Origin of the sequence: Micromonospora sp. NPDC049282, from assembly GCF_043197045.1 — a bacterium.
Lineage (GTDB): Bacteria > Actinomycetota > Actinomycetes > Mycobacteriales > Micromonosporaceae > Micromonospora.
On the sequence record NZ_JBICSL010000003.1, the window covers coordinates 281,102 to 304,436 of the forward strand.

General features: G+C 69.7%; 20 protein-coding genes, 1 tRNA gene and 1 pseudogene. 14 read left to right on the forward strand and 8 right to left on the reverse strand.

From position 1 onward, the window contains the following. Window positions 1–196: 196 nt before the first annotated feature. Window positions 197–826: pseudogene (locus ACGFI2_RS07880) on the reverse strand (nucleotidyl transferase AbiEii/AbiGii toxin family protein); the annotation flags it as partial. Window positions 827–828: 2 nt separating this feature from the next. Beyond that, window positions 829–1,395, reverse strand: coding sequence for a hypothetical protein (locus ACGFI2_RS07885; RefSeq protein ID WP_393512385.1), 567 nt, complete (start codon window positions 1,393–1,395; stop codon window positions 829–831). 989 nt (window positions 1,396–2,384) lie between these two features. Here ACGFI2_RS07885 and ACGFI2_RS07890 point away from each other — a divergent pair. Together ACGFI2_RS07890 and ACGFI2_RS07895 are read left to right on the forward strand one after the other, a co-directional pair. Continuing rightward, a complete protein-coding gene (locus ACGFI2_RS07890; protein ID WP_393512388.1) occupies window positions 2,385–3,650 on the forward strand; it encodes a PP2C family protein-serine/threonine phosphatase in 1,266 nt (421 codons plus the stop codon). Window positions 3,651–3,766: 116 nt separating this feature from the next. Continuing rightward, window positions 3,767–3,970, forward strand: coding sequence for a cold-shock protein (locus tag ACGFI2_RS07895; protein ID WP_238453676.1), 204 nt, complete (start codon window positions 3,767–3,769; stop codon window positions 3,968–3,970). Window positions 3,971–4,829: 859 nt separating this feature from the next. Here ACGFI2_RS07895 and ACGFI2_RS07900 read toward each other — a convergent pair. Together ACGFI2_RS07900 and ACGFI2_RS07905 are read right to left on the reverse strand one after the other, a co-directional pair. After that, window positions 4,830–6,011, reverse strand: coding sequence for a low temperature requirement protein A (locus ACGFI2_RS07900; RefSeq protein WP_393512392.1), 1,182 nt, complete (start codon window positions 6,009–6,011; stop codon window positions 4,830–4,832). 461 nt (window positions 6,012–6,472) lie between these two features. Continuing rightward, window positions 6,473–7,444: an ice-binding family protein gene (locus tag ACGFI2_RS07905; protein ID WP_393512395.1), complete on the reverse strand. Its 972-nt coding sequence runs from the start codon at window positions 7,442–7,444 to the stop codon at window positions 6,473–6,475. Window positions 7,445–8,140: 696 nt separating this feature from the next. Here ACGFI2_RS07905 and ACGFI2_RS07910 point away from each other — a divergent pair. Then, a complete protein-coding gene (locus tag ACGFI2_RS07910) occupies window positions 8,141–8,470 on the forward strand; it encodes a hypothetical protein (protein ID WP_393512398.1) in 330 nt (109 codons plus the stop codon). A gap of 216 nt (window positions 8,471–8,686) precedes the next feature. Here ACGFI2_RS07910 and ACGFI2_RS07915 read toward each other — a convergent pair whose 3' ends face one another. The 3 genes from ACGFI2_RS07915 to ACGFI2_RS07925 all read right to left on the reverse strand — a co-directional run bounded on the left by ACGFI2_RS07915 (window position 8,687) and on the right by ACGFI2_RS07925 (window position 10,783). Continuing rightward, on the reverse strand, window positions 8,687–9,160 hold the full coding sequence (locus tag ACGFI2_RS07915; RefSeq protein ID WP_393512401.1) for a fatty acid desaturase family protein: 474 nt from the start codon (window positions 9,158–9,160) through the stop codon (window positions 8,687–8,689). A gap of 594 nt (window positions 9,161–9,754) precedes the next feature. Then, window positions 9,755–10,315 carry a DUF5994 family protein gene (locus ACGFI2_RS07920; protein ID WP_393512404.1) on the reverse strand — a complete coding sequence of 187 codons (561 nt, stop codon included), beginning with the start codon at window positions 10,313–10,315 and terminating at the stop codon, window positions 9,755–9,757. A gap of 3 nt (window positions 10,316–10,318) precedes the next feature. After that, window positions 10,319–10,783, reverse strand: coding sequence for a lipopolysaccharide assembly LapA domain-containing protein (locus ACGFI2_RS07925; RefSeq protein ID WP_393512407.1), 465 nt, complete (start codon window positions 10,781–10,783; stop codon window positions 10,319–10,321). 335 nt (window positions 10,784–11,118) lie between these two features. Between ACGFI2_RS07925 and ACGFI2_RS07930 the strand changes: the two genes are divergently transcribed. The 11 genes from ACGFI2_RS07930 (at window position 11,119) to ACGFI2_RS07980 (ending at window position 21,923) form a co-directional block, all read left to right on the forward strand. Further along, entirely contained in the window at window positions 11,119–11,691 is a 573-nt protein-coding gene (locus tag ACGFI2_RS07930) for an ANTAR domain-containing protein (protein ID WP_393512410.1), read from the forward strand. An 81-nt stretch (window positions 11,692–11,772) separates the two neighbouring features. Further along, window positions 11,773–12,504, forward strand: a complete 732-nt coding sequence (locus ACGFI2_RS07935) for a GAF and ANTAR domain-containing protein (RefSeq protein WP_393512413.1) — start codon at window positions 11,773–11,775, stop codon at window positions 12,502–12,504. Window positions 12,505–12,660: 156 nt separating this feature from the next. Next, window positions 12,661–13,446 carry a sigma-70 family RNA polymerase sigma factor gene (locus ACGFI2_RS07940; protein WP_393512416.1) on the forward strand — a complete coding sequence of 262 codons (786 nt, stop codon included), beginning with the start codon at window positions 12,661–12,663 and terminating at the stop codon, window positions 13,444–13,446. A 289-nt stretch (window positions 13,447–13,735) separates the two neighbouring features. Next, complete coding sequence (locus ACGFI2_RS07945) at window positions 13,736–13,909, forward strand: hypothetical protein (protein ID WP_393512419.1); 174 nt, start codon at window positions 13,736–13,738, stop codon at window positions 13,907–13,909. Then, entirely contained in the window at window positions 13,906–14,919 is a 1,014-nt protein-coding gene (locus ACGFI2_RS07950; protein WP_393512422.1) for a glycosyltransferase family 4 protein, read from the forward strand. The genes ACGFI2_RS07945 and ACGFI2_RS07950 overlap by 4 nt, the downstream gene beginning before the upstream one ends. A 121-nt stretch (window positions 14,920–15,040) precedes the next feature. Beyond that, on the forward strand, window positions 15,041–16,177 hold the full coding sequence (locus tag ACGFI2_RS07955; protein ID WP_393512425.1) for a glycosyltransferase: 1,137 nt from the start codon (window positions 15,041–15,043) through the stop codon (window positions 16,175–16,177). After that, window positions 16,174–17,226 (forward strand): glycosyltransferase, encoded by a 1,053-nt coding sequence (locus tag ACGFI2_RS07960; RefSeq protein WP_393512428.1) that lies wholly within the window; start codon window positions 16,174–16,176, stop codon window positions 17,224–17,226. Before ACGFI2_RS07955 ends, ACGFI2_RS07960 begins: the two co-directional genes overlap by 4 nt. Further along, the gene (locus ACGFI2_RS07965) at window positions 17,223–18,719 is read left to right on the forward strand and encodes a glycoside hydrolase family 130 protein (protein ID WP_393512431.1); all 1,497 of its coding nucleotides are present in this window, start codon (window positions 17,223–17,225) and stop codon (window positions 18,717–18,719) included. The genes ACGFI2_RS07960 and ACGFI2_RS07965 overlap by 4 nt, the downstream gene beginning before the upstream one ends. Window positions 18,720–18,778: 59 nt before the next feature. Beyond that, window positions 18,779–19,918: a fatty acid desaturase family protein gene (locus ACGFI2_RS07970; protein ID WP_393512434.1), complete on the forward strand. Its 1,140-nt coding sequence runs from the start codon at window positions 18,779–18,781 to the stop codon at window positions 19,916–19,918. Between the two features lie 528 nt (window positions 19,919–20,446). After that, window positions 20,447–21,652 (forward strand): IS110 family transposase, encoded by a 1,206-nt coding sequence (locus ACGFI2_RS07975; RefSeq protein ID WP_393512437.1) that lies wholly within the window; start codon window positions 20,447–20,449, stop codon window positions 21,650–21,652. 198 nt (window positions 21,653–21,850) lie between these two features. Then, window positions 21,851–21,923 (forward strand) — tRNA-Arg (locus ACGFI2_RS07980). Between the two features lie 385 nt (window positions 21,924–22,308). Here the strand turns inward: ACGFI2_RS07980 and ACGFI2_RS07985 are convergent. Continuing rightward, complete coding sequence (locus ACGFI2_RS07985) at window positions 22,309–23,331, reverse strand: ImmA/IrrE family metallo-endopeptidase (RefSeq protein ID WP_393512440.1); 1,023 nt, start codon at window positions 23,329–23,331, stop codon at window positions 22,309–22,311. Window positions 23,332–23,335 lie beyond the last annotated feature (4 nt).

The window sequence follows — 23,335 nt, forward strand, 5'->3', positions numbered from 1 at the left end:
GGGAGCAGCGTAGAGAACGCAGACCGCCATCGGTGTCCGCGATGCGTGCGGCGCGGCGCAGAGAACCGTTTCGCCGAGCACCAACGGAGCACCGTCGCGGCCGGTGATCGGCGGCGGCTTCCTACTGGGGTTGCTCTTTACCGAGCGCTGGGGGATCAGCTGGCGGAGCCATCAGGTCGCGGGGGTTCCTTTTGCTGAGTAGTTCGCGGCGCCATTCGGCGAATCGGCTTCGGAGATTGTCGAGCGCTTGGCCGGCGATGCCGTACTGGGCGAAGTCGTCAGGATCGAGCAGGGTGGCTTGTCCGAGCGCGTCGGCGAAGATGCGCGGGTCGAAGCCACGGTCGGCGCGCTGGGCGAGGGTGAGGAGGGTTTCGCGGGTGTAGCGGCCGGATCGGAGGGTGGCGTCGATGTCGATGAAGTCGCGGGCGAACGCTCGTCCGTAGAGGGCGCTCATCTTGTTCGCGACCGCGTCGTCGGGGTGCAGTACGGGTCCGATGGCCATGAGGATCGGTTCGTTGGCGCGCCAGTCCACGCCGAGTTCGACCTTGGAGACCCGCACCCCGTCGGTGACGGCCAGCCGGGCGAACGTGTCGTAGTGCCGCTCGGTTTCGACGGTGAGGCCGTCGTCTCGGTAGGCGTGCACGACGGCGTTGACTGCGGCGGTGAACTCCCTGCGGCGGTCCCAGGCGGTGAACAGGTCGACGTCCTCGCTGGGCCGTTCGAGAAGTCCGGCGGCCTGGACCGCGTAGTCGCCGGCCAGCGCGAAGCCGTATCGATCGGCCGCCGCGAGCCCGGTGCGGGCGAGGCGTTCGTGGAAGGGGTCCACCGCTATGCCGCGTTACTGCGGGTCGCGGCGAGTTCAGGGAAGGCGTCCTCCCAGCGCCGGCGGAGCTGGGGTGGCAGCCACAGGGTGGGCCAGAGCCGCCGGAGGAGGTCAGCGTCGAGCCAGGTGTGCAGATCCTCGATCGTGCTGGCTTCGGTGAGCACCACCTTGTACATGCTGGCCAGGCGTGCGGGCCGGTTCAGGTCGTACTCGGCGTGCCCGGACCAGTCGAGATGGCGCGGAAGCGTTACCGTGCGGTCGGTAGGACCGTGCAGCGCGGCAAGGGTTTCGGCCACCACATAGGGCTTCCGGTCGCCGTAGGGCTGGTAGTCCGCTGGCGGCTGGGGGGATGTCCTGCGCCGGCTGATGTTGGTCGCCCGTCGGACCTCCGGTCGGAGTGCCTGACGGACCGTCTCCCGGCTGTACCCGGTGACCCGCTGCAGATCCACCGGCCGCCACCCGGCCGCATGAAATGCCCGCAGTTGCTCGTCCCGCTCGGTCAACGCCTGCGCCCGCGTCGCCTCGTACCGGGAGACAACCGCGCGCAGCTCGTCCTCGGAAAACCGACCCATGCCCGTCAGCCTACAACGCTAGGCCCAGCATGCTTGGCTCTTTGTCTAACCGGCGGGATTAGTACGGCAGCCCGGGTTCGTTATCCGGATGCCGGTCGATGGGTTGGTTGGGTGCGGCGGCGGTAATGGCTGGTCCGTGCGCGTGCTTGGTGTTGGCGTCGCCAGTGTGACCAGGGGCATGGTGATCGCGATCGGATGCACTCATGTTCGGGTGAAGCCGAGTGCCCGGTATCCGGAGCCCCGCTCTCGAGAAGGCGCTGAACCTGCGCAGCAAGGGCGCGCTGCGGCTCCTCGCGCGGTGGCAGACCCCCGGCGGGCTGCGCCGCGCCGGTGAGGCCCGCATCCTGGCCTACCTGCGCCAGCACGGCGTGCGGGCCGCCAAGGCACTCACCGCCCAAGTCCTCACCGCCGCGCGGACGCAGACCGTCGCCGTCGCCGGAGAGACCACCGCGGCCGCGACTCGGGCCGCCGCCAAGGCCACCAGGTTCGGCCCCACCGCTACCACCGCGGCCTACGCCGGGTGTTCAGCATCTCCAGCTTCACCGCCCGCAAACCGGAGTTCGTGTGCTCGGGCTGTGGTCCTGGGCTGGGCGAACGACGGTTCGGGGAACGTAGGTGAACGTGGGCCACTCCCTGCCACCCCAGGTGAACCCCCAGGTCGCTAGACTGGGCGCTCGCGCCCTCGTAGCTCAGGGGATAGAGCATCGGTTTCCTAACCCGAGGCTCCGCTTGTGTCCACAGGCCGATGACCTGCGGCTTCTGATTTTCGGCCTGCGTGTTTCGGTCGCACCACGGCGTTGCTGCGATCGCTTGCTGAAGATCAGCAAGGTGGGCGTTTCGTCATGCTCCAGCAGTGCGAACGTCGTGGAGCCGGGTGGGGGTCCGGCCGCAGATGACCGCGTTCCTCGGCACCAGGAACCCCTACGGTTCGGGAGCCGACGAGCCCGTGCTCAACGACCAGTCGGGTTGCCGGGCCTATGCTTCGGCGCGTGAGCGAAAAGCGGTGGACCGGCGTGGACCTGAGCAGGGTGCTGCGCGCCGTCGAGGATGCCGCCCCGGTCGACGCCGTGGAGGCGGTGGCCCGCGGCGTCGGCGTCGACGTCGGGGCGCGTTGGGTGTCGTTCCTCGTCGCGGACATGAGCGGCCGGGCTCTCGTCCGGCTGACCCACGACGTCCCCTTCGCAGACCGGCCCGACCGACGTCGGCAGGACGAGGACGTCGCCACCGTGTTGCCGTTCGACGGCGGACCACAGGAACAGGCCCTGCGATCCCAGCGCGTGCAGGTCCGATCGAGCGGAGACGAGCACGTCGTGATGGCTCCCGTCACGCAGCGGGGCGAGGCCATCGGGCTGTTGGAGGTTTCCCTGCCGTTTGCGCCCGACGCCACCGCGGTGGCCGAGATCTCCCGAGCCGCGCACGCGCTGGCGTTCGTGGTGATTGCCGCTCGCCGGCACACCGACCTGTTCGAGTGGGGCCAGCGGACGACTCCGTTCAGTCTGGCCGCGGAGATCCAGCGCCGACTCCTGCCCTCCTCGTTCACCTGCGAAGCCGGCTCGTTCACCCTCTCGGCGTGGCTTGAGCCGGCGGCCAGCATCGGCGGAGACACCTTCGACTACAGCCTCGCGCGCAACCTGCTGCACCTGAGCATCACCGACGCGGTGGGCCACGGCATCGACAGTGCCCTGACCGCGACGCTCTGCGTCGGGAGCCTGCGCCACACCCGCCGCCGGGGTCACACGTTGCTGGAACAGGCCCAGGCCGCGAACTCCGCGCTGATCGAGAACCCGCCAGGCGGGTTCACCTTCGCCACCGGACTTCTCGGCCGTCTCGATCTACGTACCGGGGTGCTAGCGATGGTCAACGCCGGGCACCCGACCCCGCTGCTGGTGCACGAAGGAAACGTCCAACCCCTCGCCCTACCGGTCGACCCACCGTTCGGTGTCCTGCGCCAGGGCATCTACCGCACGACGGACGTCGCGCTGCGGCCGGGTGACCGGCTGGTCCTGTTCACCGACGGCATGCTGGAACGCGGCGCGGCCCGCCTCGACCTGCCCGCCCGGCTGCCGGGCCTCAGTGACCTGCACCCCAGGGAGGTCGTCCGCGTACTCGGCGACGCCATCCTCGACGTCGTCGGTTCGACCCTGCCCGACGACGCCTGCATGCTCGTCCTCGACTGGCACGGCGACCACGGCGACGATCGTTCCACCAGGGCCGGCGCCGATCCCCGCTGGGCGAGCGCCCTTCCCCACCCGTGAGACCAGACCGAGGGCGTACCCGCGCTGGGTTTTCGTGTCGGTTCGACGCGGGTGATCAACGCGGCGGCGTAGGGGTCCGCACAGTGCGGTCTCCGACAGCCTGCGAAGGAGCAGACATGACTACAGGCACCGTGAAGTGGTTCAACGCCGACAAGGGCTTCGGCTTCATCACCCCGGACGACGGCGGCGCCGACGTCTTCGCCCACTTCTCCGCGATCTCGGCGAGCGGCTTCCGCAGCCTCGACGAGAACCAGAAGGTGGAGTTCGACATCACCCAGGGCCAGAAGGGCCCGCAGGCGGAGAACATCCGCCCGCTCTGATCCACGTTCTGTGAACGGCGGCCCGACTGGTTCAGCGAGCCGCCGTTCGGCGTCTCATGCGCTCACTGCGGTATAGCGAAATCGTCTGATCGGCAAGAGGCCGGCCATCTCGGTGTGGAGCCAGCTCAGTACTGCCCCGCCTTCTCCCCGTGGACCGATGAGGCCCCGGGCGCTGGTCTGGCAAGGTCGACTGTCAGCCGTCCAAGGCGCGCCTCTGGCTCATCAGCGGGACAGACACAAACATCGACCCATACTCCTAACGTACGGTCGCGGCGAGGTTGAGCACACCATGGTAGGACTCGCCGCCTTACCTCCTGATGACTGTCAGTCAGCCGGGACCCGGGGTGCACGGCGTCACATCCTGAAGGGTTGATGACTATGACGACGACCTACTCCGGTCCGGCGAGGCTGATTCTGGTCGACGGCGCCTGCATCTCCGGCATGGCTTCCCTCAGCACCAACCAGCGCGGAGGACTCAACGGCTGGGGCGGCACGTTCCGGCCGGACGAGATTCACGACAGATCTGCGCAACGCAGTCGAGGGGCTGCATCTGGAGCTGCCCTACGATCGGGTGGGGACAGTCGCCGTCACCGGCATCCGCAAGCTACTCGCCACGCAGGTGTTGATGTCGTTGGCGGGCCGCGGACCCGCACCATTCTGATCGGCGCCGCACGTCGGCCGCTGCATCGCCGTAGCGACGCGGTCACTCTGCCAGGAACCGTCAACTCTCCAGCCGATGACCGCGCCTTGGTTCTCCGCGCATCGGTCGCAGCGCTTGGCTGCTGTGCTCGGGTGCCAAAGCTCAGCCGAGGACCGGGTCCAGATGGGGCCAGTCGCTCGAGTGGTCCCGCGCCCTCAGCTACATGGAGGGGCGTGGTTGCTCGGGTGGGTTCCCGCGGGCCCGAACGCTGTCCGCGACGGCGACTCCTGCCAGGACGAGGGTAGCGGTGAAGGCGGCCACCAGTGCGGGTGCGAGCAGCAGAGCGGGGCCGGCGACGACCAGCATGAGCAGCGCGACCAGCCGGAACGGTGACACGCGGCTGAACACCTCGTATTCGAAGCGGGCTCGTCCGACCAGGAACAATGCGGGTCCACCGAGAATGACGCCGGCCAGCCAAGGTGTGCTGTGGTCGGTGGGGTGGGCGATGACGACCTCGAAGCCGGCGGAGGCGGCGACGACGCCGGCCACCATGAGCAGGTGGGTGTTGGGTGTGGACCGCACGAATCCGCCGGGATCCTGGGAGGTTTCGATGGTGGCCCTCAGCAGGGCGCCGGCGCGGTGGACGTAGATCTGCCACAACAGCACGGTGGTGAAGAAGGCCAGCAGGACCGCCGCTGTGCTGCCGAGTGTCGTGTCGTTGTCGGCGTAGGTCAGGGTGGTGAGAAGGATGAGATCGCCGAGGGCGAGGGTGAAGAATTGCTGGTAGCGCTCCGCCAGATGGTCGGCTGCCACCCTGTACTGGGATGCGGGTATCGGCCCGCGCCGGGGCGTGGGGTAGCGGAGCCAGGCTGATCCGTAGTCGATGGCGAGCGCCGCGATCCACAGCAGGCCCCGCGCCGGGTCCGCCACGAGGCCGCCGGCGAGCCACGGTACAGCGGAGACGAGGAACCAGAAGACGATCCGGCCGGGGTGCAGGTGCGCCGCGCGCTTGTGCAGCGTGGCGACGAGGACGATGCTACGTCCCAGGTGGATCGCCACGTATGCGCCCGCGAAGACCAGGGCATGGTCGGAGAAGGCGCCGGGCAGCGTGCCAGCCATCAGGAGCGTTCCGAGCATGACCCAGAGCGTCATGACGAAGACGGAAGGCCGCTGCGCGTGGTAGAGGTCGGTCACCAGCGCGGTGACGGACCAGACCCACCAGATCGCCAGCAGCACCACCACGGTCTGGAAGACGCCGACCCAGTCGAGACGCTGGGCCAAGGTTCGTGACGTCAGGGCGAGGGCGGCGACGAAGGCCAGATCGAGAAACAGTTCCAGCAGGGTTGCCCGCTGGGGCCCCTCGGCCTCCCGGATCAGCCCGACTGCTCGGTCGGCCTTCATCGGACTCTCCTCCGCTGGCCTCCGGTCTTGGGCTGGCGAGGGACCTGCGGTGGGGGGCGGGGCAGGCCGTACCGCCCAGCCCACGCCCGCGAAGGGTCGCAGGACAGGGTGATGATGGTGCCGTATGGCACGTGCAAGGCGGGCACTTCTACCTGATCGACAACCCGCAGCGCCCACCCCGGATCTGACCGCTACAACCGGCCCGGGCCTGCGGGCGCGGGGTCCGGGAACTCGGTTCAAGGTCACGGATCTCTGGGTCTGGGGGCGGCACGTCTCCGGCTCGCCGCATACCTCGACGGCCAAGGAGGGATCCGGCCGATCTCGCCGACGCGCCGTCCCGGTGAGGGGCGCCCCTGCTCGTCCCGGTCGCCCGGCGGCGACCGCGACGGGTGAGCGCCGGGAACGGGGGTACCCCGCCGAGGTGGCCCCGGCGACCGTCACCGGCCGCCGGGGCTCGCAGGTCAGGACTCTGACATCCGGCGTCGGTAGAGGAGCAGCAGGGCCGCGCCGGTGGTGACGGCGATGGTGCCGATCGCCGTGAGGACGGGCAACAGCGCACCGCCACCGCTGCCGCCCGTGACGGGCAGTTCGCTGCGAGTGGGGAAGCCGGTCGGGAATCCCGTGGGCCGGCCGGTCGGTCCTCCCGTTGGGCCACCGGTCGGCGTGCCGGTGGGCTGGCCGGTCGGCGTGCCGGTGGGCTGGCCGGTCGGCGTACCGGTGGGGGAGGCGGTGGGCGATCCCGTCGGCTGCAGGCAGACGGGGGCGTTGATGGTGTTGGTGTCCAGGGTGACGGCGCCGGTCTGGGCCAGCGCGCGGCCCTGGAGGGTGGCGCCGGTGTTCATGGTGATCGAGGTCTGGGCCAGGATGTTGCCCATGAACCGGGTGCCGGTGCCGAGCGTGGCGGAGCTGCCCACCTGCCAGTAGACGTTGCAGGGGGAGGCGCCGTTGATGAACACGACGCTGCTGTTGGCCGCGGTGACGAGGGTCGACGCGATCTGGAAGATGAACACCGCAGCTGGGTCGTTCTGGCTGTTGAGCGTGAGGGTTCCGGTGAGTTGCGCGGCGCCGATCCGGTACACGCCAGGCGTCAGCGTGGATCCGCCGAGCTCGCTGGGGAGGTTGGTGAACGGGGTCCGGCCGGCAGCATCGTTGTAGGCGGTGGTCAGGTCGTTCTTCGCCTGCAGGGCGACGGCGTCGCCGAGGTGGATCTCGCCGCCGACGATTCCGGGTGGGAAGCCCGGCGCGGTGTTGCCGGGGTGCACGCCCAGGCTCTGAGCCAGGAAGCTCGGGCCGGTGTTGGTGGCGGTGGATCCGGCCAGCACGGAGAAGTTCGCCGCCGTCCCCAGACTGACCGGTGCTTCGGCGGCGCTCGCGCCCGTGCCACTGATGATGAGTACGGCGACGGCTGCGCCGCCGGCGGCGACGGTCGTCAAGGCCGACAGGAGCGCCCGTCGACGGTGGCGGAACGAATTGAGTGTCACGACATGCCCTTTCGCGAATGCGTCTCACCTGCCGTGGCATGGCATGGGAGAATCACACCTGCCTGCGAGTGTAGTTATTCGGACCTTCGCACATTCAACGCCCAAAAAACGCATAACGGCGTAAATGCATGAGTGCCTCTGTTCGAGTCCGGATCGCGGCGGCCGTCCAGACTCCCGCGGCCTGTCGTCCGCACTTAGTGCACCGCTCGCCTCACCTGAAGACGTGGCCCGTGGACCTTCCCGTGGGAAGGAGATCCGAGGAGTCCCCATGTCGAGCGCGACTGCCTGTTCTCCCGTCATCGAATCCGCCGACACTTCACCTGTCCCCCGGAAGTCATCGATCACCTGATGGTGGTGGCACTGATGCTGTCGGGGTCGGGATGAGTTACGGCTGGTGGATGGAGAAGCACACCCGCCACCACAACAACCCCAACCATGACGAGCTCGACCCGGATGTGGCACCGCAGGTGTTGATCCGGGCCAGTGGGTCGGCCCGGGGGCGACGCGGGCTGAGGGCTTCATCACCCGCCACCAGACGCAGGGGGCAACCGAGGGCCGAGGCCTATTGTCGGGAGATCGGCGTCGCCTACGAGCAGACCAGCCTGGTCCAGTCGTACCGGCAGGCGCTGCGGCACCTGCGCAGGGTCGGTGCGCCTCTGCGAAAAACCCGGCGAGGCGGATCGCCGCGATTCGCCCGGTCACGTTGGCCTGTCGATCATCGCGCCGACGGAGATCGTCGTGGATTTGGCTGATGTCGCCTTCGACTCTTCCGCGCTGCCCAATTTTCTCGGCTGGGCGTATCTCCCGCTCGCGGCCGATTCCACCCTGGTCGTCTGCCGCCCCGGGGGCAGCGCACTTCGGTTGCTGCGGATCACGAAGATGGAAGAAATGGTCACGCTGCGTGCCGACCTGCCGGTGTACTGGACGCCGAGCGGCGCACGACTGGTCACCCTGCCCCCCTTCGGGGGCGTCGACTGACTCATCCTCGGTGGCGCCCCGGCTGCCGCCACTGTCTTCCAGCCCTCGCTCCGTCGCATCAGCACGCGCTCGCCTCAGCGCGGAGCACCAGAACATGACGGGGGCGATACACCAGACGGTCGGCAGCCGGCCGGTGGAAAGGAGCCGCCACAGGCGGGCCGGCGGTGACGACCTGGCCGAACTGCACGCTCGCCTCGTTGACCATGTCCGGCCGGTTCAGGGAAGCTGTCCGCTGGCCTTGAACGCCCGCTGGTGGGGCGCTGAGGCACCTGGCTGAAGGCGGGTGATGTCAGGGTCCCTGCCCTCGGTGTTCGGGTGGGCGTGGTGCCGGTTGTGCTTGTCCACCCACCAGCCGTAGCTGAGCCCGGTCACGAGGTTGCCGTGGACGAGGCCGATCAGATCGTTCGCCTGGCGTGAACGGGCGATCTGCCGGTGCCCCGCATCGTGGCCGATGAACCCGGCCTGCGCGAAGACCACCGCCAAACCCACCGCGACACCGAGTTGCCACCACGACTCACCCAATCGGGCGAACAGGACCCACAGCCCGCCAAAGGAACCGACGACGAGACCGATCCGCACCGCGTAGTAACCTCGCCGCCGCCCGAGCAGACCCGCCGCGCGGACCTGCCGGGACAGGTCGGCGTAGGCACTGCCCCGCTGGCGGTCGGCTTCAAGGCTGATGTCGCTCATCGATGGCTCCCGCTGCTCCCGCATCAGGTCACGGCCCCGCTGGCTGTCGAGCAGGCCCTTGATCCTCACACGCCGAAACCGACGTCACCTTGCGCTCCCTTCCCGCCCGCATTTCCGGCCGACTTTCCTGCCTCTTCGCCTTCAGTCTGGCCCGACCGCTGGGCCGCCCAGAGCCGATCGCGGGATTGCGAGCCAGCGCAACCGAGGCCCGCTCGACGGGGGATGGAGCCGCTGGCAGGGGTAACGGATGGACCCTGTGCCGGGTCCTCTCGACGGTCGGCGTCACCCTTGCCATGGCCCAGTTGGCTGGCCGCCCTGGTCCTTCTGGTGCCCCAGTCGCGACCTCGTCAAGCGGATCGCCGACCGTGACCGGGCCGCGTTCGGTCGGCTCTACCGCCGTTCGTCGGGTTGCGGAACGGCTCCGCGCGATCGATGTCCGCCCCCCGCCCTCATCACCGGACACGACGAGTTCCTCGGTCGTCAACTGACCGCCGCGCTGGGCGAGCCGCCGACATTGCGTCGGACCGACCAGCGGTTCTTGTCGGTCAGCCCACCGGCACCGCAGCCGTCTGCCGGCCCCACCTGAGACTAAATTCAGGCGACACCGTCTTGGGCTCGAACTCGGTGAGGATTCGCGCCGATCACCGAGGTGCTGCCACCTTCGTTGTCCCACACCGCGTACGTGTCGGAGCCGGTCGCCGCCGCAGCCCTGGGCGGAGCCGGTGCGCCGGCCAGGATGTCGGGGGCGCGCCTGAGGTTGGTCGGGGCGGCGGCGGTCGCCATCGCCCACTCGGCCGCTGCGGTTGGGGTGGCGGGCGGTACCACCAGCAGGTCGACCTGGAGATCGCGGCCGGTGGTGGCGACCAGCAGGGCGGGGTCGAGGGTGTCGAACCAGCCGATCCGGATCAGGTCCGGTCCGACGGTCAACCGGCGGATCCGGCTTTCCCAGGTGTGCATGTTGAGCATGAGATGCCGGATCCGGCCGTGGCGTTCGGACAGGGCGAGGACCAGGCCGGGGAGTTCGGTGGCCGGGTCCCAGGAGCGCGGCCACCACCCGCCGTCCAGAACCGCCCGGTCGTGGGGGAGGGCGAGGACGAGCCGGGGCGGGGAGATGGCCGATGCGGAGGTCGTGGTGGCTGGCGTGGTGACGGACATGGCTCAACCGTCCTGATTCTCTGGGCGGGGCGGCAGTGGGAAGCTGGCGACGCCGGTAGCCGGCCGGGTAGTCGCACGATGCTCGGGCGCGCCGGCTTCCTGCCTGACGCGACGGTGGCCCAGCATTCTGAGTTGCACGATCCGGGCGGTGCCGGGGAGGGCGACGAGCAGGACCCCGGAAACCGCTGCCAGCAGCAGTGCCACCCCCATCGGCAGGGTGCCGTGCGCGCCGAGGAACGACACCTCAGCGCGTTGCCCGTTCTGCAGTACGAAGACGAGCAGCAGCAGGAGTACGACCGCGAACACCACGGCAGCGACCCACAGACCTCCGACCCGCGAGCGCTTCACCGCCGGCCGCGGGGGCACCGGACGAGAAGCATCGGTGCCACGGTGATCGTCGTGCGGGAAGATTCGAACATGACTGTTCCGGGGTGCGGTCATCACGAACCGCCGCCTTCCGAGGAGCATCTGGCCGGCCTGAGCGCGATGGTGCGCCGGCGCGTCCGGTTGATTGCGGACCCGTGACAGACCGTCGCGGTCCGACGTGCGGTGGGAGGTGCCTGGCCAGGAACGCGAGGAGGCCCGGCGACCTGACCGGTGGGGATGGCGTGGCGGAGGGCAAACACGGTGACCTCGATCGGTGGGGGCGTCCGCCAGCGGCGGCTGTCGGCCACCGGGGTCCCGAGCGACACTGCCAGCGTACGCTTCCGCGCCTCGACCGGCTCGGCAGCCGTCGGCGCCGTCGCGATCCGCGCGTCGACTCCGCCGCCGTCGCAATGGTCCTCGATGCCACGCCGCGCGAGATGCTGTACGCCACGGACCGGACCGCGTCGGAGCTGGAAGACCTGACCCTCACCCTCGGTGAGGGGCCGTGCGTGGACGCGACCGCCGGTGGACCTGTCCTGGTCGCCGATCTGACCGTGCCGGAGTGCCGGAGCCGCTGGCCGGTGTTCGTGCCGGCGGCGGTGCTCGCCGGGGCCGGTGCGGTATTCGCGTTGCCACTACGGGTGGGCGGGATCCGCCTCGGTGTCCTGGACCTCTACCGGGTCCGTGCCGGTGACCTCGGGGCGGAGCAACTGGCCGACGCACTGGTCCTGGCGGACACGGCATGCGCGGTGCTGCTGGACGACGCGACGCGCCACGGGGTGGACCGGGACGGTCAGTGGCCCGAGGGGACCGGGCTGCACCACCCCGAGGTGCACCAGGCTACCGGCATGATCATGGTGCAGTTGGGAGTGCCCGCGGCGGTGGCGCTCATCCGGTTGCGCGCCTACGCGTACCCCCAGGACCGGCGCCTCCGGGACGTGGCAGCTGACGTCGTGGCCCGGCATCTGCGTCTCGGCCCGGCCAGGACACGTGGTGACCGGAACGGGTGAACAGGATCGGCGCCGGGACGGCGCGTTACGGACCACCCCGTCGGGCGACCGGCGGAACCACTGATTGACGAGGTGACTGACATGGCCGAGACCCCGCTGGCCGACGTTTTCGTGGAGATGGCCGACACGCTCGTCGACGACTTCGACGTGATCGAGTTCCTGCACGTGCTGACCGAGCGGTGTGTCGAGCTGCTGGGTGTGTCGGCGGCCGGGCTGCTCCTGACCGACCAGCGGGACACGCTGCAGGTGGTCGCCGCCTCCTCCGAACGCACCCGACTGCTGGAGCTGTTCCAGCTCCAAACCGACCAGGGGCCCTGCCTCGACTGCTTCCGTACCGGACAACCGGTGTCAGTCGCCGACCTGACCCAGACCACTGCCCGATGGCCGAGGTTCACCGCCGCCGCGGCCGAGGTCGGCTTCGCCGCGGTGCACGCCCTGCCCATGCGCCTGCGCTCCGAGGTGATCGGCGCGCTGAACCTCTTCGACATCCGGCCGGGGGCCCTCGACGAGGACAAGCTCCGCATCGGTCAGGCGCTCGCCGGCGTGGCCACCATCGGCCTGCTGCAACACCGCGCCATCCACCGACGCGACATCCTCACCGAGCAGTTGCAGACCGCCCTGAACAGCCGTGTCCTGATCGAACAGGCCAAGGGGATCCTCGCCGAACGCCTCCAGGTGGACGTGGGCCAGGCCTTCGCGATCCTGCGCGACGGCGCCCGCAGCCGCAACCGGCGACTCTCCGAGCTGTCCCAGGCGGTCGTCGACGGCTCCGAGCAGTTCGCGCCAGCGTCAGTCACCCACCGGTCCGGCTGACGACCGGTTCGACATCCGGGTGCGACGCCCAGAACCCGTCCGGGTGCGGTCGGGCAGATGAAGGCGTACGGTGACGATGTCGCCCGGGTCCCCGGTGGCCGCCGGTCTCGCCGCCACCAGCCCGTTAGGGGCGTTGGAACAATGGTCACCTCCGCCGTGACATCCACAGCCGTTTCCTCCCCTCCGACGCTGAACCCGGCTGCCGGGGACAGCGAACGACTTCTGCGTCGCCGCGCAGCGCTGAACGCCGATGATCCCGACCGGGCCCGGCTGCGGAACCGGATCATCGAGGCGAACCTGCCGATGGCGGGTCGACTGGCCCGCCGGTACACCGGTCGCGGGGAGTCCTACGACGACCTGGCACAGGTCGGCGCGCTCAGCCTGATCAAGGCCGTCGACGGGTACGACAGCAGTCGGGGCGTGCCGTTCGCCTCCTACGCCGTCCCGACCATCCTCGGCGGCATCCGGAAGCACTTCCGCGACACGGCCTGGGCCATCCGGGTCCCGCGTGCGGCCCAGGAACTGGGTGCGCAGGTGCCCGAGGCCCGGGGCAGGCTGGCGCAGCAACGCGGTCGCCATCCGACGGATCGAGAGCTCGCCGACGACCTGGAGGTGACCGTCGTCCAACTCGGGGCCGCCGTCGCCGCCCTCGGTGTCTATCGCCTGGCGTCGCTGAACGAGCCACGGCCCGGTGCCGACGGCACCGATCGCCCGGCGCTCAGCGGCGTCGCCGACGCGGGATACACGGCCGTGGACGATCAGCTCACCCTCGGGCTGCTCCTCGCGGCTCTTCCCCCACGCGAACTCCGGATCCTGACCATGCGGTTCTACGGTGATCTGACCCAGGCGGAGATCGCCGCCCGGGTCGGGCTGTCCCAGATGCACGTCTCCCGGCTGCTGAGCCGTTCGCTGGCCCAACTGAGAGCCGGGATGCTCCGCTGATCGTTCGCCGGCCGTACCGCTCAAGCAGTCAGGCTGAATCGTCGAGAGCACCAGGAGACGATGACGTGGTCGTTCGTCCGATCGCCGCTATCGGGTCGTCGCCGTCGGTCAGCGGGACGTCCACCCCCTCGACCTTCGCGGGGCGGGTCAGGCGGGCCCTTAACGTCCGCGCGCTCCGACTGCGGGTGTTTCTCCTGGTAGCCGTTCTGCTCCTGCCCCTGGTGCTCGTCACGACGTTCGCCAACCGCTGACCACGACCGTCCCGAACGACCGATTGAGGGGATAGACGATGAGGATCGCCAGACACCGGATCGTTGCCGCGCTGCGCGAGCGCGGACAGCAGACCAGAGCCGAGTGGATCGAGCGGGAACTGCCGGAGCGGGTGGACCCCGCCAAGCACGTGGGGCTGCTCGCCACCCTGCGTCTCGATCCGGCTGACCTCGCCGACGCACCGTCCCCATGAGGGTCGCCCTGCTCGGACCGGTCGCCTGGCGCACACCTCCCCACCACTACGGTCCCTGGGAGCAGGTGACCGGTCTGCTCGCCGAGGGGCTGGTCACCCGCGGCGTGGACGTGACCCTCTTCGCGACGCTCGACTCCGTCACCTCCGCCACCCTCGACGGCGTGTGCCCCCGGGGGTACGCCGACGATCCGGACCTGGACGGCCGGGTGTGGGAGGCGATGCACGTCTCCCACGCGATGGCCCGCTCCGGGCAGTTCGACCTGGTGCACAGCCACCTCGACTGGCTGCCGCTCGCCTTCGCCGAACACTGCCGCGCGCCGCTGCTCACCACCGTGCACGGCTTCTCCGGCGCGGGGATCCTGCCCGCGTACGCCCGGGCCCGCTCGTCCTACGTGTCGATCTCTGACGCCGACCGGAGCGCCGAGCTCGACTACGTCGCCACGGTGCACCACGGCGTCGACCTCACTGGGCTGCCGTTCACCCGCGACGCCGGCCCAGGACTGGCCGCCTTCGGCCGGATCCATCCCGACAAGGGCACCCACACCGCCATCGAGATCGCCCGCCGCGCCGGCCGGCCGCTGACCATCTGCGGCATCGTGCAGGACGAGCGTTACTTCGCCGAACAGGTGGCCCCGCACATCGACGGCGACCAGGTCGTCTTCCTCGGATCGGTCGGCCCTCGCCGCCGTGCGGAGGTGCTGGGCGCGAGCACCGCCCTGCTGCACCCGATCGCCTTCGACGAGCCGTTCGGACTGTCAGTGGTGGAGTCGATGGTCTGCGGCACGCCGGTCGTCGCGTACGCGCGAGGGTCCATGCCGGAGGTCGTCGACGAAGGGGTGACGGGGTTCCTCGTGCACACCGTCGAGCAGGCCGTCGACGCCGTCACCCGGGCCGCCGGGCTGGACCGGGCTGCCTGTCGGACCCGGGCCGGGCAGCGCTTCGGCGCGGACCGGATGGTCACCGACTATCTGGCGGTCTACGACCAGCTCACCCGTCGATCGCACCGCTGAACCCGGCCACCGCCTACGAATTCGTTCCGCCGGCCACACACGCTGGCCGGCGTGCGCCGACACCGCGTGAGGTTCGCCCCCGCCCTTTCGAGGCGGCCGACAACCGGAAGGCCCGACACCCATGCCCAGCTATGGATTCCTCAGCACCCACCCACCGACCCGGTGCGGACTGGCCACCTTCAACTGCGCCCTCGCCGCCCAGCTGACCGCCGACGGTACGCGCGGCGGCATCGTCCGGGTCACCGACCGCGGCGACGACCTGCGGGCCGGACCCGGGGTCGTGCACACCTGGTCGACCCGCACCCAGGCCGGCTGGCGGGACGCCGCGACGGCCCTGAACGCCTTCGACGTGGCCGTCGTGCAACACGAGTACGGCATCTACCCCGGCGCCGACGGCGAGGACGTCCTGCCGCTGCTGCGCCGGCTCACCGTGCCGAGCATCGTGGTCCTGCACACCGTGCTCCGCCGACCCTCCGCCCGGCAGAAGTCCCTGCTGGAGCAGATCGTCACCGCCGCCGGAGCGGTCGTCACGATGACCGACACGGCACGTGACCGGCTGCTCGTCGGCTACACCGTACGTCCGGACAAGGTGACGGTCATCCCGCACGGCGCCGCCGAGCACGTCGGTGCACCCGCTGACCGCCGCACCCGCCCGCACCTGCTGACCTGGGGACTGATCGGCCCGGGCAAGGGCATCGAGTGGTCGCTGCGGGCCCTGGCGCGGTTGCAGGACCTCGAACCGACCCCCACCTACACCGTCGCCGGCCGGACCCATCCGAAGGTGGTCGAACACCAGGGGGAGGCGTACCGGGCGGGACTGCACCGGCTCGGCGCGCAGCTGGGCATCGCCCACGCCGTGGAGTACCAGGACGTCTACCACGACCAAGCCGACCTCGGCCGGCTGATCCGCTCCGCCGACGTGGTTGTCCTGCCCTACGACTCCCGCGAACAGGTCACCTCGGGGGTGCTCATCGAGGCGGTGGCCGCCGGGGTGCCCGTCGTGGCCACGGCCTTCCCGCACGCCGTCGAGCTGCTCACCGGCGGCCCCGGTCTGGTCGTACCCCATCAGGATCCGGCGGCGCTGGCCGACGCGATCCGGCGGATCCTGACCGAACCGGGCCTGGGCGCGCGGCTGGCCGGCCGCGTCCGGCCGCTGGCCGCGGACCTGCGCTGGCCGGCGGTGGCGGCCCGCTACGGCGCGCTCGCCGAGCGGCTCGTCGCCGCCCGCCGTCCCGCGGTCAGCGCGGCGTCGGCGTGACCGCGACCACCGGTCTGTCCAGCCTGCCGGGCAGCGGCCGCCGGCATCCGACGCCCCGGCCGAGCTTCGCGCACCTGAGCCGGTTGAGTGATGACACCGGGCTGTTCGAGCACGCCCGGCACGCCATCGTCCGTCGCGAGCACGGCTACTGCACCGACGACGTCGCGCGCGGCCTGGTCGTCACCAGCCGCGAGCCGGAGCCGACCGAGGAGGTGCTCCGGCTCGCCGAGCGCTATCTCGCCTTCCTGACCCATGCCCAGGACGTCGGCGGCGCCTTCCGCAACCGCCTCGGTCACGACCGGCGATGGACCGACGAGCCCGGGCTCGGCGACTGGTGGGGACGGGCGCTGTGGGGGCTGGGCACCGCCGCGGCCCGTAGCCCCGCGCCGTGGATCCGGGAGGAGGCGCTCGTCGCCTTCAGCCGGGGTGCCATCCGACGCGCCCCGACTCCCCACGCGATGGCCTTCGCCGGGCTCGGCGCGGTCGAGGTGCTGCGCCGCCACCCGGCCCACGCCGCTGCGGCCGCACTGCTGGCGGACGCGGCCAGCACGATCGGCGCCGCCGGAGCCGACCCGCTCTGGCCCTGGCCACAGCCACGGCTGACCTATGCCAACGCGGCCCTTGCAGAGGTCGTCATCGCCGCCAGCCAACTGCGCCACGATGGCCCACCCCTCGACGACGGCCTGCGGATGCTGACCTGGCTGCGCGACCTCCAACTCCGCGACGGGCACCTGTCGGTCGTACCCGCCGGCGGTTGGGAAGGCGGGGCACTGCGGCGCCGCCACGACCAGCAGCCGATCGAGGTCGCCGCGTTCGCCGACGCCTGCGCCACCGCCGCCGACGTCACCGGCGACCCCGGCTGGGAAGTCGGGGTGCGGCAGGCGGTGGGGTGGTTCCTCGGCGACAACGACGTCGGCACGCGGATGTGGGATTCGGCGACCGGCGGCGGCTACGACGGGCTGACCGCGCACGGACCCAACCTCAACCAGGGCGCCGAATCCACCCTCGCCGTGATCTCCACCCTCCAGCACGCCCGGCGGTGGTCGTGACCGGGACCCTGGCCGTCCGGCACGGCGTGACCCTCGCCCCGGATCCACGCCGGGTCGTCGTCAAGCTCTTCGTCCCGGGTGAGGACGCCGCCCTGGTACGCAGCCGCGCGGCGGCGCTCATCACCCGCGTCGCGCACCTCGACGACGAGGAGACCGGCCGGCTGCTGCGGGACACCTTCGACCGCTTCGGCAGCCGGCACCGCGACCTGGACGGCACGTTCCACCACCACTACGACCTCGTCCGGCACCGCATCGCCCGGGTCCGCGATCTACCTTCCACCACCCGGCTCCTGATCGGCGCCTACTTCAGCCACGAGTACGCGGTCGAGGCCGCCGCGCTGTGCAACCCGTCGATGGTGATCCACCCGGACCAGACCGGTCTGAGCGCCGGGCAACTGCGGGTCGCGATCAGCCTGCGCCAGATCGGTGAGGGACACCTGTCGTCCATCGGATTCGCCACCGCGGTCCTCGGACCCGGGCGCCGGCTCACCGTCGCCGACCGGTCCGGCCCGCCGGTGCTCGGGCAGCGGATTGCCGTACGCCACCGCCGGGACCTCCTCGCCGCCGGCCTGACCGAGGTGGACTGCGACAACGAGATCACCGCCACCGTGCTGGACGCCCTACCCGAGCGGTACGACGAAGCCACCTTCGCGCGGGTGCTCGGCGAGCTGCCACCGGACCTGCTCTCCCGCAGCACCGGACCGGACACGCTCGAACACATACGCCGCACCAACGCCGCCAGTTACGCCACGACCTTCCCCACCGACACCGCCCTGCACCAACGGGTGCTCTGGCCGGCCGTTCCGGCGGAGAGCAACGGCATGGAGGACGCCCGGTTCGTCAGGTTCACCGACGAGTCCGGACCCGTCTACCGGGCCACCTACACCGCCTACGACGGACGGCACATCGCCACCCGCGCGCTGGCCAGCAGCGACCTGCGCCGCTTCGAGAGCACCCCGATGCGCGGGCCGGGCGTCCGCAACAAGGGCGTCGCGCTGTTCCCCCGTACCGTCGGCGGCCGGCACCTCGCCCTGTGCCGCGCCGACGGCGAGACCATCGGCCTGACCCGCTTGGACGGCGAGAACCGGTGGCAGGAACCGGTGCCGCTGCACGCCCCGCAGGACAGTTGGGAACTGATCCAGGTCGGCAACTGCGGATCCCCCATCGAAACCGACGCCGGCTGGCTCGTGCTCACCCACGGCGTCGGCCCGATGCGCCGGTACGCCATCGGCGCGCTCCTGCTCGACCTGCACCGACCGGAACGGGTCCTCGCACGGCTCCCCGGCGCGCTCCTGTCACCCGACGCGGCCGACCGGGACGGATACGTACCCAACGTCGTCTACTCCTGCGGCGGCCTGGTCCACGCCGGCGAGCTGTGGTTTCCGTACGGGGCCAGCGACGCCCGGGTCGGTTTCGCCACCATGGCGGTGGCCGCGCTGCTCGATGCGATGGCACGATCGCCGTACCGCCCTGCCGTGCCGGCGGCGGAGTAGGCTGGGGGCGTTCGCCCCGGACCCCGGCGACGCGTTGCGCGTCCATGCCGGGAGGATCCATGAGCACCATCGACCAGACCATCTCAGCGGCGCCGCCGGGGCCGCAGCGCCGTCACGGCAGCGACTACGCCGAACTGTTGAGTCGGGTGCGCCAGGCGGGTCTGCTGGGGCGGCGCCCGACCTACTACCTGGTCCTGATCGCCGTCAACGCCGTGCTGGTCGCCGGGGGCTGGACGATCTTCGTGCTGGTGGGGGACTCGTGGTGGCAACTGGTCACCGCCGCGTACCTCGCCGTGGTCTTCACCCAGAGCGGTTTCCTCGGCCACGACGCCGGCCACCGGCAGATCTTCCGGTCCCGACGCGCCAATCACCTGGTCGGGCTGGTGCACGGCAACCTGGCCATCGGGCTCGCTTTCGGCTGGTGGGTCGACAAGCACCACCGCCATCACGCCCACCCCAACACCGAGGGCCGCGACCCCGACATCGCGGGCGAAGCTCTCGCGTTCACCGGGGCGCAGGCCGACCGGCGGCGCGGCGCGGGACGGCTGCTCGCCCGCCACCAGCGGCTCCTGTTCTTCCCGATGTTGCTGCTCGAAGGCGTGGCCCTGCACGTGGCCAGCGTCCGTGCGTTGTCCCGGTCCACCTACCGGGGGCGTGGCCGGGAGGCGCTGCTGCTCGGGCTGCACGCCGCCGCATACCTCACCGCGGTCTTCGTGGTGCTGTCCCCGCTGCGTGCGGTGGCCTTCGTCGTCGTGCAGCAGGGCCTGTTCGGGCTGTACCTGGGATGTGCCTTCGCCCCCAACCACAAGGGCATGCCGATCCTCGGTGCGGACGAGGAGGTGGACTTCCTCCGCCGCCAAATCCTCACCTCCCGCAACGTCCGCGGCAACCGGCTGACCGACTTCCTGCTCGGCGGCCTGAACCACCAGATCGAACACCACCTGTTCCCCAGCATGCCCCGCGCCGCACTGCGCCACGCCCGGCCGATCGTCCGCGCCTTCTGCCGCGAGCGCGGCCTGCCCTACGTCGAAACCGGCCTGCTCGACTCGTATCGCCAGGCGCTGCGCCACCTGCACCGCGTGGGGCGCGGCGTCCCGCCGGCCGGAGAATCCGCGTCACCCGTCGAGCCGACCGGACCGACCGGACCGACCGGACCGGCGGCGCGGCTGCGCGAGGTGCAGAACGTCGATCTTCGATGACGGGCGCGTCGTCGGCCCGGGGGGTCGAGTAGGACGACAGCGCCGGGTGCCCTTACGCCCAGCCATGCCGACGTTCTTCCGCGAACGGGCTGAGGGGTGTCACCCAGCTTCCCACTCAGGGTCACCTCGCCTCCGGGCCGGACCGGCTACCGCAGAGCGCGGACTCGCTGCTGGGCCCGGCCGCGATCGCCAAAGGGCGGGTGAGGTCCTCAGGCCGCCGCGGCGTACCGGCGTGACGCCCCGACAGCCGACGCCGACGGCAGCAGACTCCAGAAGTCCGTCCGGACCCGCAACCAGACATCGAATTGCATCGTTTGCTGATGTGGGCCCGGAGGGTCGGGTGACTGTCTGGGTGTGTGCTGCCGATGTCATGGCCAGCTAGGAGTAGGACGCCCCGGCCCTCGCTGATGACCGCTGTATCAGCACTGGATGGAGACTTGCGACCGATCGCCCTTTCCGAAGTTGTGGCTACTGAACCGCGGTGGGTCCACGCCCCTTGACCAGAACAAGCGAGAAGGGTGATGCCCGATGGGCAGCCTGTGGGCCGGCGTCGACGTCGGCAAGACCCACCACCACGTGTGCGTCGTCGACGACGACGGCACCGTGGTGATGTCCGAGAAGATCCCCAACGATCAACAATTCATCTCCGGCATCGCCGGGCGGCTCGGCAAGCGCCGTAAGCCGATCCGCTGGGCCCTCGACCTACGAGGCGGACCCGCGGCGCTGCTCCTGGCGGTCCTGTTCGACCGGGGCGCGGACGTGCGCTACGTCAGCGGCACGGTCACCTCGCGGATGGCGGAGGCGTTCCACGGCGAACGCAAGACCGACGCCCACGACGCCTACGTCATCGCCCAGACCCTGCGCATGCGCGGCGACCTTCCGACCCTCACCGTGGCGGACGGGGTGCAGCAGCAACTGAAGCTGCTCGTCTCCCGCCGCCTCGACCTGGTCGCCGACCGGGTCCGCATCACCGCCCGCATCCAGGACCTGCTCACCATGATCAGCCCCGCCCTGGAGAAAACGCTCAACCTGCGCAGCAAGGGCGCGCTGCGGCTCCTCGCGCAGTGGCAGACCCCCGCCGCGCTGCGCCGCGCCGGTGAAGCCCGCATCCTGGCCTACCTGCGCCAGCACGGCGTCCGGGCCGCCAAGGCGCTCACCGCCAAGGTTCTCACCGCCGCGCGGACACAGAACGTCGCCGTCGCCGGGGAGGCCACCGCGGCAGGGATTGTGGCGCAGATGGCCACCGATCTGGAAGCGGTCAACGACCGCATCATCGCCATCGAGGAAACCATCGCCGCTGTCGTCGCCGAGCACGAGCTGGGGGAGATCGTCACCAGCCTGCCCGGTATCGGCACCACTCTTGCCGCCGAGTTCCTCGCCCACGCCGGCACCCTCACCACCTACGCCAGTCCCGCGGCACTCGCTGCCCATGCCGGGCTCGCGCCGATCTCCCGGGACTCCGGCCGCCGCCAAGGCCACCAGGTTCGACCCCACCGCTACCACCGCGGCCTACGTCGGGTGTTCAGCATGTCCAGCTTCACCGCCCTGACCCACTGCCCACGATCACGCGCCTACTACGACAAGAGACGAGCCGAAGGAAAGACCCACCGCCAGGCCACCGCAGCCCTGTCCAGACAACGCCTCAACGTCCTCTGGGCCTGCATCCGCGACAAGACCCCCTACCAGCCCAAACAACCAAGATCAGCGGACCTGGCGTCATGCGAACTCGCGTAGAGACTCCTCCAGCGGATACCAACCCGGGTAAACCGGTGCCAACGCGGGTCACCGCGTCGACTGCCGGTCGCAAACCGGGGTTCGTGTGCTCCGGGTGTGTCCTGGGCTGGGAGAACGGCGGTCCGGGGAACGTGGGTGAACGTGGGCCGCTCCCTGCCACCTCAGGTGAACCCCCAGGTCGCTAGACTGGGCCCTCGCGCCCTCGTAGCTCAGGGGATAGAGCATCGGTTTCCTAAACCGTGTGTCGCAGGTTCGAATCCTGCCGGGGGCACCTCGAAGATCAGCTATCGTGCGTCCTGGCCTGCGGCTAAGTTCTTGCGTCCATCAACTGACACGTGCAGTGGTGTGCCGCTCGGAGCCGCCCGTTGTCGCTGTCCACGGACTATCCGCGGACTGATCTTGCAGGGGTTTTCCAGGTGCTGCGATTCGCGCCGCCACGGCTCGGACGGGAGGGACTCCTGCTGAGACCAGTGCCAGAGCCGGGCGACGGTCAGGCTTGCCAGCCCCAGCGGAGTATTCGAATAGGGCAGACCCAGGAGTGACCTTAGTCACGGATGGTTAGGTGCTGGGTGGATGGGAGTCGTGGTCGAGCCGGGCACGCCTGGGTTGGGCAGCGCGAACTGGCCCACGGCAGGGACCAGACCTTGAGGGTTTACTTAAAGTAATCCTCTTTTCTGTGCCCATTCCTCTACCTTGCGGCGTAGGTAAAGGTCGAAGTCGGAATGCTCAATGATCTCTCGGTATTCTGCTCTTCCGTCAAATTTGTGGCGTAGTATAGCCAGTGCCTGTTGAGGGGTGCGAGCCCTGTCTGCGGAAAGGCTGCCGCCGACGATGCCGTTAATGCTAAGAAGTATCTTTTGCTGAAGCTTCGCATCGGGCTCATGGAAGGCAATCGCTGAACGTAGAAGATTTGTTGCCGAAGGCGATCCAGGTACGGGCTCGAATGCTTCAAATTCAGTAAGCCTGAACCATTCCACTATTCTGTCGCTAACGACATTCTGCCCAGAATCAATTGACGCTCTTTTTAGTGCCTGCGTGTCTCGCCGAGCAGAAGTGCCTATTGGTGTGACGGTGCCAGGGCTGGTGTATGTGCGACGTTCTCCTCGAACCGTGAATGTGAATACAAACCCGGGCTGAAGAAGATGGCGAAGCCTCATAAAGGCGGCATCGGCCGATACGCCAGTGCGATCAAGCCCTCGCAGTACCGCCTTCATATCAGTGCTGCGAATCAGTGGCCGTATGAATCGATCGGGGATGAGTAAATAGCCCGCGAAGCGTGTGGCCTCGCGCTCCTGCTCATCAAGGTTGGGCGCAATCTCTAGATATGTTCCCGCAGGTCCGGTGCTGACTTCGCTCGCGACTGCCTGGCAGCCAACGGTGCCATAATGCCAGCCCATTTTGATGTGGCCATATTCGTGAGCCAGGGTCAGTCGTTGACGTCTGGGGTGCAATCCCTGCCGTACGAAAACCTGCGGGCGTCGTTGGTGTAAGCCGTGAACCAGCGCGTCACACCCGGCGTAAGGCCAGTCTTCAAAGAAGAGTTCTGCGCAGTCTTGTATGAGCTTCTCGATATTGATGGGAGGGCTCAGGTTGTATCGTTCAACGATGGCTGAGGCGAGAAATCTTGCGGGCTCTTCAGGCCCACTAGCGCACCAGAGGCCAAGCTCGGCGTCGGTCATCACT

What these genes read in the sequence shown, in the direction of transcription:
- ACGFI2_RS07900 (WP_393512392.1), bottom strand. Translation starts at nt 6,011, where the DNA reads ATGAAGGCCGACCGAGCAGTCGGGCTGATCCGGGAGGCCGAGGGGCCC.
- ACGFI2_RS07950 (WP_393512422.1), top strand. Translation starts at nt 13,906, where the DNA reads ATGAGGGTCGCCCTGCTCGGACCGGTCGCCTGGCGCACACCTCCCCAC.
- ACGFI2_RS07915 (WP_393512401.1), bottom strand. Translation starts at nt 9,160, where the DNA reads ATGAGCGACATCAGCCTTGAAGCCGACCGCCAGCGGGGCAGTGCCTAC.
- ACGFI2_RS07945 (WP_393512419.1), top strand. Translation starts at nt 13,736, where the DNA reads ATGAGGATCGCCAGACACCGGATCGTTGCCGCGCTGCGCGAGCGCGGA.
- ACGFI2_RS07925 (WP_393512407.1), bottom strand. Translation starts at nt 10,783, where the DNA reads ATGCTCCTCGGAAGGCGGCGGTTCGTGATGACCGCACCCCGGAACAGT.
- ACGFI2_RS07985 (WP_393512440.1), bottom strand. Translation starts at nt 23,331, where the DNA reads ATGACCGACGCCGAGCTTGGCCTCTGGTGCGCTAGTGGGCCTGAAGAG.
- ACGFI2_RS07895 (WP_238453676.1), top strand. Translation starts at nt 3,767, where the DNA reads ATGACTACAGGCACCGTGAAGTGGTTCAACGCCGACAAGGGCTTCGGC.
- ACGFI2_RS07955 (WP_393512425.1), top strand. Translation starts at nt 15,041, where the DNA reads ATGCCCAGCTATGGATTCCTCAGCACCCACCCACCGACCCGGTGCGGA.
- ACGFI2_RS07885 (WP_393512385.1), bottom strand. Translation starts at nt 1,395, where the DNA reads ATGGGTCGGTTTTCCGAGGACGAGCTGCGCGCGGTTGTCTCCCGGTAC.
- ACGFI2_RS07920 (WP_393512404.1), bottom strand. Translation starts at nt 10,315, where the DNA reads ATGTCCGTCACCACGCCAGCCACCACGACCTCCGCATCGGCCATCTCC.
- ACGFI2_RS07970 (WP_393512434.1), top strand. Translation starts at nt 18,779, where the DNA reads ATGAGCACCATCGACCAGACCATCTCAGCGGCGCCGCCGGGGCCGCAG.
- ACGFI2_RS07975 (WP_393512437.1), top strand. Translation starts at nt 20,447, where the DNA reads ATGGGCAGCCTGTGGGCCGGCGTCGACGTCGGCAAGACCCACCACCAC.
- ACGFI2_RS07935 (WP_393512413.1), top strand. Translation starts at nt 11,773, where the DNA reads ATGGCCGAGACCCCGCTGGCCGACGTTTTCGTGGAGATGGCCGACACG.
- ACGFI2_RS07930 (WP_393512410.1), top strand. Translation starts at nt 11,119, where the DNA reads ATGCTGTACGCCACGGACCGGACCGCGTCGGAGCTGGAAGACCTGACC.